The organism is Corynebacterium sp. EPI-003-04-2554_SCH2473622 (assembly GCF_001665955.1).
Classification (GTDB): domain Bacteria; phylum Actinomycetota; class Actinomycetes; order Mycobacteriales; family Mycobacteriaceae; genus Corynebacterium; species Corynebacterium pseudodiphtheriticum.
In genome coordinates this window covers 1-12,678 of record NZ_LZMN01000012.1, presented here as the reverse complement: position 1 = coordinate 12,678, position 12,678 = coordinate 1, and the positions used below count along the sequence as shown (strand labels likewise).

The following is a 12,678-nucleotide window of genomic DNA, read 5'->3' as shown; positions in this document are numbered from 1 at the left end:
CCGACTAGCCGTCCAACCTTTTACTATCCTAGGTTCCTATGACTAAGCCTTCTGTGTCATCTTCTGAGCCGTCGTCTTCCAAGCCGTCGCCTGCAGATTCCTCTTCTGCAAAATCGTCTGCTCTTTCCCTACTGTCGCGCGCCCGCACGCAGGTTGCTACTTCCGTTGCTCGTTTGGCGACGGTGGCTTCACGCGCAACCGGCCGGGGTGCGGGTGGCATGATTGGTGGGCTGCTCGCGGACAAAATCGACCCACACGTCATGCATAATCTTGCCGACGGACGCCCCGCGGTGCTGGTCACCGGCACCAATGGTAAATCCACTACCACCCGCATGTTGGCAAATGCGCTGCGCAGCGAGTATTCCGTCGCCACGAATGAGGGCGGCGACAATATGGATGCTGGAATCATCTCTGCACTGCTGGCCGGACGTAGTGCCGAGGTCCTCGCCTTGGAGGTCGACGAGCTGCACGTGCCGCAGGTGGCGAACAAGATCAACCCACAGGCACTGGTTCTGCTTAATCTGTCACGCGATCAGCTGGACCGTGTCGGCGAGATCAACAAGATTGAGCGCACCTTACGCGGGGCCATTGAAGCGCACCCAGAAATGATGGTCATCGCTAACTGTGATGATGTATTGATTTCTTCCGTCGCCTACGATGCTCCGAATGTGGTGTGGGTGGCTGCTGGTGGCGGCTGGCTCGGTGAGTCCACCACTTGTCCGCGCACCGGCGGCGCGATCGTGCGCGACGGTGAGCATTGGTATGCGGCGAAAAAGCTTGCCGACGGCTCGACCTTCGAACGCCCTACCCCAGATTGGACGATCACGGGCGAGGGCATTACGCGCAGCTCATCGCTGGACGACGCCGCGCACCCGCTGAACCTGGCACTGCCGGGCCGGGCCAACCGCGGCAACGCTACCCAGGCTATCGCCGCTGCGGTGGAAGCTTTCGGCGTCGGTTTCGAGCAGGCTGTTTCTGCCACTGAGCAGGTTGATGATGTCGCCGGTCGCTATTCCACAATCACCCGCGGCGAACACGAAATCCGCCTGTTATTGGCCAAGAACCCGGCCGGCTGGCAAGAAGCATTGTCCATGGTTGATCGCAGCGCCGAAGGTTTGGTGATCGCGGTCAACGGCCAGGTTGCCGACGGTGAGGATTTGTCCTGGCTGTGGGATGTCACTTTTGAGGATTTCGCCGAGCAGTCCGTCAAGGCCGCCGGTGAGCGCGGCACGGACCTCGCTGTGCGTCTGGTGTATGCCGATATCCGCCACGAATTGATCGCTGATCCGCTCAAAGCCATCGATGCGTGCCCAGCCGGGCGCATTGAGGTGCTGGCCAACTACACCGCATTCCGTGATCTGAAGAAGGCTCTGGAGCGTGGCGAACCTTCGCAGTTGCAGCGTTCCACCAGCCCAAACTCGGCCTCAAGTAATTCGACCACGAAAAATTCCACCGCAGATTCTGCGGAAGCTTAGGAGATGGCAGCAAATATGGCACACGATGAGCACAGCGCTGCGGCTAACAAATCCGCGGCTGCGAGCACTGCCGAAGCCAACCAGGCTGCTAAGAATGCAGAGTTGAATATCGGCTTGGTTCTACCGGATGTTTTGGGCACCTATGGCGATGACGGCAACGCGCTGGTGTTACGCCAACGTGCGCGCATGCGTGGCATTTCGGCGCAGATCCACCCAATTAAGTTGGGTGAGCCGGTGCCTAGTCAGCTCGACGCCTATACCTTGGGCGGTGGTGAAGACAGCGCGCAGATCTTGGCCGTGGAGCATTTGCTTGCCGACGGTGGCTTGCACAAAGCCGCCCGCACTGGCGCACCTATTTTCGCGATTTGTGCAGGATTTCAGCTGGTTGGCGAAACTTTCCGTGCCGCGGGACGCGAGATCGAGGGCCTCGGCCTAGTTGATGCCCGGACTGTCACGTTGCAAAAACGCGCGATTGGTGAAGTAGCTTCGCAACCCACGCAAGCAGGTGTTACTAGTAGCCTCACTGCCCCGTTAACTGGCTTTGAAAACCATATGGGTGCCAGCTTGCTCGGCCCAGATGCGCAGCCTTTAGGCGCAATTACCACTGGTATTGGTAACTGTGATGCCGATGCCGCCCGTGCCGGGGCAGCAGAAAACATCGATTCCCAAACCCGCGCGGAAGGCGCGGTGCAAGGATCGGTCATCGCTACGTATATGCACGGCCCTGCGCTCGCGCGCAATCCGCAGTTAGCAGATCTGGTGCTGTCCATGGCTTTAGGGTGCCAGTTGGATGAGCTAGCACCACTGGAGATCCCTGCGATCGAGCAACTACGCAAAGAACGCCTGCGCTAACCAGGCAACACCCCCACGCTAGGTTAGGCTGAGCTTTGCCCTAAAATATGGGTATGGTTGCCAACCACTCCATGTTTCTCGATACCAGATTGTCCACCCCACCCGGCGATGCGCGCCACGATTTCTTGCGCTGCCGGGTGGAATCTACAGAGGTGCTTGCTGAAGAACTCGTGCGGGTGCATCTGCATTCTCCAGCATTCGCAGATCTGCGCCTGACTGGCCCAGATGAATTTTTCGGACTCGTCATGCCTACCTCCGACGCTAGTCTGGACGGTTTAGCGGATGCGCTTGCCACCGGCGACCGCACGAACCTCCGCGCAGTCATTGCTTCCTGCGATTCCGCGTGGCGCCCGGAGCTACGCTGGTACACTTTCCGCTCACTGAACCGCGAAAACGCAACTGCTTGTTTTGATGTGGCCACGCATGGCAAACGCAGCCGGTCGGATAGCACAAAGGACACTACCGAGGCGTTCCCGGCCCCGGGTGTGAACTGGGTACTGCGCGCACAAGCGGGTGATGAATGCGCGGTGTACACCTCGCGTGGGCTGTGGCACCACCCCAGCAGCCAGCAGCTGCTCATCGCAGACCCTTCGGCTCTGCCCTCAGTGTGGGCCATTCTGGATTATTGTCAGAGCTTCCACCCAAACACGCTAGGCACCATCCGGGTGATTGCACTCGCGGAAACCGATGCGGATATTGAGGTTCCCGCACTCCGCCAGTGGGAAGAGAAGCTGGCTGGGCTGGACGTCGTCAAGGGACCTTATGCGCAGCACCAGGAACTTTTGACTATGCAGATAGAAAAACTGGCCCAGCAGCACCCGGAGTTTCATCCGGAGTATCTGTGGGCCAGTGGGGAAATGGGAATGGCCAAAACCGCACGCAAGCTGGGAATGGAGATCTTCGGTTTGGATTCCGCAGCGATCCAGTGGTGCGTGTATTGGATCGCGGGTAAAGCACGGCCGTAGTCTGCCACTAGCGCACGGGCAGGCGGCCGGACAGCGCGCGGGATAGCGTGAGCTCGTCGACGAATTCCAAATCGCCACCCAGCGGCATACCGGAGGCCAGCCGAGAGATTTTCAAATCCGGGAAATCCCGCAGCAGGCGCACCAGGTAGGACGCAGTCGCCTCGCCCTCGGTGTTCGGATCCATCGCGAGAATCACCTCGGTGATCTCTGGGGCGTCGTCGTAAAGCGGGTTTTCCGGTGTGGAATCTGCCAGCTCACGGTCCTGCACCACGCCACCGATGCGCTGCAACAATTGGCTAATATTCAGGTCTTTTGGCCCGATATTCGCCAGTGGGTCCAACGCACCCCCGAGCACGTGATAACGGCCAGTGAATTCGCCAGTACGCTCGATGGATTGGATGTCTTTGGGTTCTTCCACCACGCAGATCATCGAGCGGTCGCGCCCGGAATCGTGGCAGATGCGGCACACGCTTTCACGGGAAATATTGCAGCAAATGCGGCAAAACGTTACCCCGTCGCGGACACCAGCAAGCGCCTGCTGGAGGCGGTCGATATCTTCCGGTTCTGTGTGCAAAACGTGGAAGGCGATCCGCTGGGCACTTTTCGGCCCAATCCCAGGCAGGCGCGAGAATTCGTCGATGAGGTCTTGTAAAGGACCTTCGAACACTTACATTCCACCCATGAGGTTGTTGATGTCGCCATCGCCCATGCCCTGTGACAGCGGGCCCATCTTTTCCTTGGCCAGCTCACCGGCCTGGCGGTGACCGTCCTGGAATGCGCCCAGGATCAGATCCTGCAGCGTGTCGACGTCATCAGCATCAACAACCTGCGGGTCAATCTTGATATCGGTGACTTCAGCACCGCCAGTCATGGTGACCTCAACCAGGCCGTTAGCTGCTTTACCGGTGACCGAGGTGGCCAGGATTTCTTCCTGGGCGCGCTGCAGGTTGGCCTGCATTTCGGCGGCTTGGGCGATCAGCTGCTGCATGTCTTGTGGCTGCGTCATTGTCGATGCTCCTTGTTTTGTTGTTTTGGTGCGTTTTGTTTGTAGCTTTGGGTTTTGGCCCGGTAGCTAGTCTTCTGTGCGAATCTGCACGCACAACGGCCCTAGTTTACAACGGACTGGCACAGACTACAGCGGACGCGCTCCCAGCTCGGTTTCTAGCAGCTTGCGCGCGGCAGCATGAATTTCTTCTGGGCTGCGTTCGCCGGGGCTGGTGTTGGCATTGGTGTCCGTGTTTGTGCTGGTGCTGGTTCCTGTGTCGTCCCCGCCGTTTCGCGCGTTGCTGTTTTCGGCGTTGTTTCTTTCAGCGTTGCCGTTTTGCGCATTGTTGTTTTGGGCATTGCTGTTTTCGGCGTTGTTTCTTTCGGCACTACTGGTTTCGGCGCTGCCCGGCGCGCCATGTGCGTTCTGTGCGTTCTGTGTGTGGCTTGCCGACGATTGTGCTGGCTGCGTTTGCGGCGGCTCGTCCGGTGCAGACTCTTCCGCAGCCGGTTCAGGTGGCAGCGGGACACCGTCGCCAAAGGTGTCGCGGCTAGATTGTGCTGCGCGCTCACGTGCGCGGTTTTTTGCCTGGTTAGCTACCTCGCGCCAGTCCTGGTTCTTTGCGCTGGCGGATGGTTTCTCATGTGGCTTCGAGGGCTTTGATTCTGACCGGACTGATTGCGCCCGCTGTGGCTCCGGTTGCTGCCGGTGGGATTGCCCAGAACCCTCGTTGCTCTCATGCACCGTAGTGTCCGTTGAGTCCACCCCGGCATTAACATCACGGCTGGTTTCTGGCCAGACGCTGTCACTTCTTGTGTGTTGAGCCTCCTGTTGTGGGCGCGTTGCTGCCTGTGATTGATCCTGCTGCGGCGGCTGGTTATTTTGCTGTGGCTGCGAATTCTGGCGCGACTGGTTATTCTGCTGCGCGGGTTTCTGTGGTTGCGGCGTCATACGTGATTGCGCCGTAAGTTCAGGTGGAACTTTCGTGCCGACGATGCACTTGACCTGTAATTTCTGGTCAACGACGGCGCTTACCGCTTCGACAATCACGGCATTGTTGCGCTCAGAATTAATGCGCTCAGCCAAAGCACCGGTGTTGTGCCCCAGCACGACAGTCTCACCGTCGATGCCCAAAACTTTTGCTTCGGTGAGCATGACTTCCGCGACGCGATTTTTCTGCCCTACCTTTGAGCGAATATTCGTCCACTGGCTGCGGATGATCTCGAGCGCATCACCTGGCTGTTCATTAGGCTGCTGTTCACTAGGCTGCTCGGCACGCTGCTGTTCAGGATCGTTTGGCTCCTCAGCATGGTCTGACTGCGCAGACTCGTCGGTGCGCTGCGCGCGGGCAGCATCGTTAGCCGACGCTGAGTCCGCGGAATCGGCAGCGCTTACTGCATCGGAGGTTCTTACTGCTTCCGACGTTTTTACTGTTTCCGACGTGCTTGCCGCCTCGGGCTTGGCTTCTGCATCGGCAACAGCACCAACCACATTTTCTTGCTCGGCTGTAGGCGTTTCTGCGTTGTGCTCACTAGTAGATGCTGCGTTGTGCTGCTCAGCAACCTGTTCACCAGGATGTTCACCAGGCTGTGCCTTAGGCGCCGGGCCGTGCGATGGCATCGACTTCGTCTGGGGTTTCGCCGCCCCCATCGCCGCCACAGCAGCCAACGCGGCCGCCGCACCACGCGGACCGCCCTGCCCGTTGTGCTGACGACCATCCTGGGCTGCAGCACCCTGGCCCGCCCGACCAGACTGGCCCGATTGGCCGGCAGCGGCCCCCGCGCCAACACCGCTGCCTGGCCCAGCACCAGCTGCGTTACCAGCTGCCGCAACGTACGGCCGCGCCAACAAATGCGCACACAAAATTTCCAGCAATAACTGTGGCGAGGTGGCGCCACGCATCTGCGGCAATCGCTCGTTTACTACGTCCGCGTAATGCGTCAGCGCCTCCGGGCTAAACCATCCGGCTTGCTCCTTCAGAACCGCCACGCGATCCTGCGGGGCGGAAACTAGCCCCTCGGTAAAAGCTTCAGGCACAGCCTGGATAATCAACAGATCCCGCAGGCGGTCCAGCAAGTCTTCCACAAAACGGCGGGGCTCGTGCCCAGCATTGATGACGTCGTTGACGATGCGGAATAATTCGCCTTTTTCGTCGTCGGCAAGCGCGGCAATCACGCGGTCAATCAGAGCCAAATCCGTCACGCCCAGCAGCGGCGCCGCCTGTTGGTAAGTCAACAGCCCGTCTTTCGCACCGGCCAACAACTGGTCCAGTAACGAGAGAGTATCGCGTGGCGAACCACCACCGGCTTGCATCACCAAGGGATAGACCGCATCTTCTACCTGCACGTTTTCTTCTTCCACCACGTGCTGCAACAGTGCTTTCATATCCGGTGGCGTCAGCAGGCGGAACGGGTAATTGTGCGTACGCGAGCGGATCGTGCCGATGACTTTTTCCGGCTCGGTGGTCGCAAAAATAAAAATTAGGTGCTCAGGCGGTTCTTCGACGATCTTCAGCAGAGCGTTGAAACCCTGCTGCGAGATCATGTGCGCCTCGTCAATGATGAAAATGCGGTAGCGCGATTCCGCCGGCGCGTAGTGGCCGCGGTCGCGCAGCTCACGCATGTCTTCTACACCGTTGTGCGAAGCCGCGTCGAGCTCCGTGACATCCAGGTTGCCGGGACCACCGGGGGCGAGCGCACGGCAACTATCGCACTTCCCGCAGGGCGTCGAGGTCGGCCCTTCGACGCAGTTCAGTGAGCGCGCGAGGATGCGCGCCGAGGAGGTCTTGCCGCAACCACGCGGGCCCGAAAAAAGGTAAGCATGGTTGATGCGGTGGGCATCGAGCGCCACTGACAAAGGCTCAGTGACCTGCGATTGTCCGATGACCTCAGCAAAGCTTGCGGGGCGATATTTCCGGTAAAGAGCCACGCCACTACTTTACCGATATCCCCACAAGACCCAACAGCCACCGGTGCGAGTCATTACTGGCTAACATATCCAGCTCCACTACCGACCCCAGTTACCCGGATCAATGCCTTCGGTCGATAACTTGTCTTGCAGCTTGCCGACGCCATGTTCCACCGCAAATTCATATTCCGCATCGGTGAGCATGATCAGCTGGCAGATCAACGTGAGCCGGTCGTCTTCTTCCAGGCGTGGCGTTTTCCCAGACCACAAATACGGCACGGCTAGCAACCCGTGACGCACGGTGAGATGATCTTGTTGCAGTTCAGCGAATTTTTGGCCAATATCCGGCAGCAGCACGCCCGGCTGTGCTGGCAAAACACCGTTTGCCGAACGTAACAGTTCTGCAGCTGCCAAAACGGCTGTCGCAATGGCGGGCTGTTCGGCTTGCGCCACGGCAAGTAGCTCGCAGCGCACGGATTGACCGGATTCATCGCTGGTCAGTCCAGTATCAACCTCGCCAAAGTTAGCGGTTGCCGCTAACGCTTGTTGCTCGTCTATCTGTGCGCTGGCAATACGCCACTGATCGAGTCTGCGAAATTCCAGCTTGGCCGGGATGAGTTGGCTGAGCCAATAGCCGGTTTCTTCGAATTGCAGGGCCTTAAGCCTCCTTCTTCTCAATCGCAGCCAGCAGCACGCAGGTGGCCACACCATCCATGGCGACAGCGACCTCATCGGCAGTAGGCATCGATGGTGCCAGGCGGATATTCCGGTTGTGCGGATCTTCGCCGTACGGGAAGGAAGCACCGGCCTTGGTTAATTCAATTCCGGCTTCTTTCGCCAGCTCCCACACGCGTGTCGCGGTGCCATCGATGACGTTGAGGTCAATGAAATAACCGCCTTCTGGGTGCGACCAACTAGCAACGTCATATCCACCGAGCTTCTTTTCCAACAGATCCAACACAGCGTCGAACTTCGGTGCCAATGATCCGGAGTGCTTGCGCATCAGCGCTTTCAGGCCTTCTTCGTCTCCGAAGAAACGCGCGTGCGCCAGCTGGTTGACCTTGTTTGGGCCGATGCCGCGGGCGCTCGCGATGGAGGAATACCACGCAATGTTTTCCTCCGATGAGGTGAAAAAGCCTACGCCTGAGCCAGCGTGCGTGACCTTGGAAGTCGACGACATTTCCCAGAAGCGATTCGGATTACCGGCGGCTGCCGCCATCTCGTGCACGTTGTAGTTTTCCGGAAATTCATTGGTCAGCGTGTGCAGCGCATACGCGTTATCCCACACGATGCGGAAATCTGGCGCGGCAGTGTCCATAGCAGCCAGCTTTTCGCAGACTTCCTTGGAGAAGCTCACTCCGGTTGGGTTGGAGAACACCGGCACGGCCCACATGCCCTTCACCTGCGGATCTTGGGCCAGCTTTTCCACGGCATCCATATCCGGGCCGTCGTCAAGCATAGGAACGGATACCATCTCGATGCCGAGTTTTTCGGTGATGGTGAAGTGGCGATCGTAACCCGGCACCGGGCAGATCCAACGGATCTTTTCTTCCTGGCTCCACGGGCGTGCAGAATCGTTGTTGCCGAAGGTATACGACCACAACAGCAGGTCAAAGGTAATGTTCAGCGAAGAAGAATCAGCCGCGATGGTGTTGTCCACCGAGCGTCCCAGGGCATTCGCCCAGATTTCGCGCAGCTGTTTAATTCCCAGCAAGCCACCGTAGTTGCGCACGTCGACGCCGTCGGCATCAATCGGGTCATCGCCAGGCAAGCTAAGTAGATCGTGGGAGAAATCGAGCTGTTCGTTCGACGGCTTACCGCGCGTCAGGTTCAGGTTCAGGTTTTTCGCCTGCAAGTCCTGGTAATCCTGGCGCACCTGCTGGGCTAGTTCGTTAAATTGTGCAGTATCTAAGTCGAGCAATGACATTGGGGTACTCGCCTACCTTCCGTTACATCTGTGCTGCTTGCCATGGTAGCGAGTTTGTGTGAGATCTGTGTTGCCTACCCAAAACAGAATGGCGATGCGGCAACGTGATCGTGTCCCATCCATCAGAATCCGCCACTGCCACTACTCATGCTCGAGCAGCGACAATAAATGGTGGCGCAGCTCATTTTTGCGCTTGCCGACGGCTGGGTCCGCATCACCGGTACGTGGGCGGGCAAGGCCGACCCGTAAATCTTCCACGATGGTTGCCTCCGGCCCCGGCGACATAACCAAGATGCGGTCGGACAGCAGGATCGCTTCGTCAACATCGTGGGTCACCATCACCACCGTGCGTCGGTTTTCTTCCCAAACGCTGAGCAGCAAGGTCTGTAATTGCCTCCGGGTCAGCGCATCCAGCGCACCGAAGGGTTCATCCAACAGCAAAATATCCGAACCAATGGCAAACGCACGCGCCAAACCCACCCGTTGCTGCATGCCACCGGAAAGCCGCGCAGGACGACGGTCAGCCGCATGTCCCAAACTGACTTCATCCAAGAAATCCTGCGTGATTTTCTTCCGCTGGGCTTTCGACAAATCCGGCCGTGCAGAGCGCAGACCAAATTCGATATTGCCGCGTGCTGTCATCCATGGCAGCAGGGCGTGATTTTGAAAAACCACTCCTCGGTCTGGCCCCGGGCCGGTGATCACCTCGTCGCGGGCACGGACCTCGCCTGTCGACGGCGTCGCCAAGCCAGCAATCATGTTCAGCATCGTGGATTTGCCTGAGCCGGAAGGCCCAAGCAAGGAGACAAACTCGCCTTCCTTAATAGATACGGAAGTCTCGCCGATGATCGTCGTCGGCCCATAGCTTTTTGTAATATTTTTAAATTCGATATGTGCGGTTTCTGCCTCAACGGCGTGAGGCACGGTATTGGTCGAAGTATTTGTCAACGTGTTGGTTGGGGTCTTAGTCATAACGCACCACTTTCTGCAATGAAGCAACCAGGTAATCCAGGGCCAAGCCGATGGCACCGATGAGAACGATGACCACGACGATGGCATCAATATCCAGGCGGTTCCACATGTTCCACACGAAAAAGCCGACGCCTTGCCCGCCGACGAGCATCTCCGCAGCCACAATCACCAGCCACGCGGTAGACAGCGATTGACGCATGCCCGTGATGATTCCGGGCAGCGCGGCAGGCCCGATGATGTAAAGCAGCCGGTCCACACGGCTGGCGCCCAATGTGGCGCCGAGGTTCTTATACGACGGATGCACGCCACGTACGGCCTCGATTGTGTTAAGCAGGGTGGGCCACAAAGCGGAGAGAATAATGACGAAGACCGCGGTATTTTCCGCATCGCGCAGCAGCGCAAGCCCCAACGGCAGCCACGCCAACGGGGATACCGGCCGCAGAATTTGCACAAAGGGGTCCGCCGCCCGGCGGAAGGTGGTGGACGATCCTAACCAAAAGCCCAGCGGAATGGCGATGAGCATCGCGATGATAAAACCGAGCAGCACACGGCGCAGCGATGCCACCATGTGCCAGAATATGCCGACAGAAGCTGGACCATCCCGGTAAAAAGGATCAGCCAAGATTTCAGCACCGCGGCTGAAGGTGCGAGCAGGCGTCGGCGCGATATCCGACAGCCACCCCGCAGCCGCTATTAATTGCCATACAAGAAGGAAAGCGAGAAACAGGCCGACGCCGAGGGCAACGGGTTTCCACGGGCCGGACTTTTCCCTTGGCAGCGTTCGGCCGGTGGAAGTTCGGCCAGCGGACGCTTGGCTGGTAGACGTTCGGCCAGCGGAAGTTCGAGCAGCAGGCGTGGAAGTTTGAGTAATAGGCGTGTGAGTTCGAGACATTGCGGGTCCTTAACGCTGGTATCCAGCCGTGGGCTTCTGTGGATCAAATATCCGGCCATTGATGTCGACCGGGTCCGTGGTGCGGTCTGCTTCAGGTGGCAAGACAGATTCTGCGGCTGCTAAGAGCACATCATCGTCCATCGTCAAGGCCGTGCCGCCGAGGTCCCAGCGCGCGATTTGCGCAGCCATCCAGGTGATCGCGGTAGCCGAAGTTTGTCCGCCGAAATTGATCATGTCCGGGTCCACCACATCAGTGCCATCCCAGGTGGTATAGGATCCGGCTAAAGCAGGCGAGATCAACTCTTCTTTCTGGTTGAGATATTTTTCTTCGGCCAATATCGACGCTGATTCGTGTACGTGATGCGGGCTGTCGACAAATTGGGCGCCTTCCTGCAAAGCCGTGACCACACGATCGCGCACCCCGCGGTCAATTTCTTTGGCTATAGCTACCGAGCAGCAGGGGTGGTTCTCCCACATCTGCCGGGTGGGAATGAACGCGCGGCCTGATCCCGTAGTCAATGCTCTTTGGTTGAACGGTTCGGGGCCAATAAAACCGTCGACGGCGCCGACCGCCAATTGCGCCACCATGTCCGGTGGCCGCAAGAGCCGCAATTCCACATCTGAAACCGGGTCAAGGCCACCGGCGACCAAATAATCGCGCAGGAGTAATGCATGCACCGAATACTCAAAGGGGATTCCTAACACCATGCCTGCAAGATCTGCCGGTTGTGAAACCGTATCCAGATAAGAAGTAGATAAAGTTAGCGCTTGGCCGTTGGTGTTTTGAGTAAAAGCCAATTCTGTTGGCCGGGAAGCATTCGTCGCACCTGCATCAATTGCCAGTGGCATTGGTGAGAGCATGTGCGCAACATCGAGGGTTCCGGTTGCATATGCCGTCCAGAGATCAGCCCACCCAGCGTATTTCCGTAGCTCTACGGTGAGTCCTTGTTTTTCAAATGCGCCGAGTGCGTCTGCGGCAACCAGCGGTGATGCACACGCAATGGGCACAAAGCCGATGACGAGTTTTTCTCGGGCGCCAGGACTAGCAGAAGATGCGGGCCCGGAATTACTGGTTTGTGGCTGTCGTGTTTGTGGCTGTGTAGAACAGGCAGAAAGCATGCCGCCTCCCAGCGCTACCCCGCCCATGGCTACTGCTTTGCGCAACATTTGCCGCCGGGACAGAATGCGATTATAGACCATGCGTTCTCCCTTAAATAGACCAATCAGTTCAGTAAGGGCTTAAACGTAAGTCAGAACACATGGCAGAGTCAATTTCTACATTCACGGCCACACAACGGGTATTGAGCACAAGTGCAGTTAACACGCCGTTCAGTCCATACAGTAACGCTGCGTCAGCTACAGAAGATTAATAGACAAGATTGTCTATCCAAGTGCCAATCTGGCAAAGCCCCAAGGATCCATACCTAGCCCCAACATGGGAAGGGTTATGCGACAAAAAGGGATGCGGGCGAAATCTTGCAGGATTTTCCGCCAGGATGGCGCGGATTCGAGGCGTGGTTGCGTACGGGCTTTCGGAATATGAACCGGGGGGTGTTTGCGGCTTTGCGCGGTGCCGGAAGCTTTGTTGGCTCGTTGACTCTCACTTTGCCCCCCTTAACCGTCTTCTGAAGTGTCCCAGGTTTTGTTCCGTTTGAGTAGATGGAAAAATCTTTCACCATGCCCAAAAAATTTGACCAGGATGC

At 58.0% G+C, this 12,678-nt stretch carries 12 protein-coding genes; 3 read left to right on the top strand and 9 right to left on the bottom strand.

Translation table 11 applies throughout. The features are described from left to right. The first annotated feature begins 38 nt into the window (after positions 1-38). The 3 genes from A5774_RS00990 to A5774_RS00980 are packed head-to-tail and all read left to right on the top strand — an operon-like array spanning position 39 to position 3,292. Complete coding sequence (locus A5774_RS00990) at positions 39-1,475, top strand: Mur ligase family protein (RefSeq protein ID WP_197490207.1); 1,437 nt, start codon at positions 39-41, stop codon at positions 1,473-1,475. A gap of 15 nt (positions 1,476-1,490) precedes the next feature. Then, a complete protein-coding gene (locus tag A5774_RS00985) occupies positions 1,491-2,327 on the top strand; it encodes a glutamine amidotransferase (RefSeq protein WP_082936037.1) in 837 nt (278 codons plus the stop codon). A gap of 53 nt (positions 2,328-2,380) precedes the next feature. Next, positions 2,381-3,292, top strand: coding sequence for a siderophore-interacting protein (locus A5774_RS00980; RefSeq protein WP_197490205.1), 912 nt, complete (start codon positions 2,381-2,383; stop codon positions 3,290-3,292). Between the two features lie 7 nt (positions 3,293-3,299). Here the strand turns inward: A5774_RS00980 and recR are convergent, their stop codons facing one another. The 9 genes from recR to A5774_RS11615 form a co-directional block, all read right to left on the bottom strand. After that, positions 3,300-3,959, bottom strand: a complete 660-nt coding sequence (gene recR, locus A5774_RS00975; protein WP_064833057.1) for a recombination mediator RecR — start codon at positions 3,957-3,959, stop codon at positions 3,300-3,302. Continuing rightward, complete coding sequence (locus tag A5774_RS00970; protein WP_021353519.1) at positions 3,960-4,298, bottom strand: YbaB/EbfC family nucleoid-associated protein; 339 nt, start codon at positions 4,296-4,298, stop codon at positions 3,960-3,962. A 126-nt stretch (positions 4,299-4,424) separates the two neighbouring features. Next, positions 4,425-7,205: a DNA polymerase III subunit gamma and tau gene (locus tag A5774_RS00965; RefSeq protein ID WP_064833056.1), complete on the bottom strand. Its 2,781-nt coding sequence runs from the start codon at positions 7,203-7,205 to the stop codon at positions 4,425-4,427. A gap of 78 nt (positions 7,206-7,283) precedes the next feature. After that, positions 7,284-7,862 carry a suppressor of fused domain protein gene (locus A5774_RS00960; RefSeq protein ID WP_064833055.1) on the bottom strand — a complete coding sequence of 193 codons (579 nt, stop codon included), beginning with the start codon at positions 7,860-7,862 and terminating at the stop codon, positions 7,284-7,286. Next, positions 7,843-9,111, bottom strand: a complete 1,269-nt coding sequence (locus tag A5774_RS00955; protein WP_064833054.1) for an aminotransferase class I/II-fold pyridoxal phosphate-dependent enzyme — start codon at positions 9,109-9,111, stop codon at positions 7,843-7,845. Before A5774_RS00955 ends, A5774_RS00960 begins: the two co-directional genes overlap by 20 nt. 141 nt (positions 9,112-9,252) lie before the next feature. Further along, a complete protein-coding gene (locus A5774_RS00950) occupies positions 9,253-10,083 on the bottom strand; it encodes an ABC transporter ATP-binding protein (protein WP_231892298.1) in 831 nt (276 codons plus the stop codon). Beyond that, complete coding sequence (locus A5774_RS00945) at positions 10,076-10,975, bottom strand: ABC transporter permease (RefSeq protein WP_156519507.1); 900 nt, start codon at positions 10,973-10,975, stop codon at positions 10,076-10,078. The genes A5774_RS00950 and A5774_RS00945 overlap by 8 nt, the downstream gene beginning before the upstream one ends. 9 nt (positions 10,976-10,984) lie before the next feature. Continuing rightward, on the bottom strand, positions 10,985-12,175 hold the full coding sequence (locus tag A5774_RS00940; RefSeq protein ID WP_064833053.1) for an ABC transporter substrate-binding protein: 1,191 nt from the start codon (positions 12,173-12,175) through the stop codon (positions 10,985-10,987). A gap of 245 nt (positions 12,176-12,420) precedes the next feature. Beyond that, positions 12,421-12,678, bottom strand: a 258-nt coding sequence (locus tag A5774_RS11615) for a hypothetical protein (RefSeq protein WP_231892297.1), incomplete at its 5' end; no start/stop codon positions are given.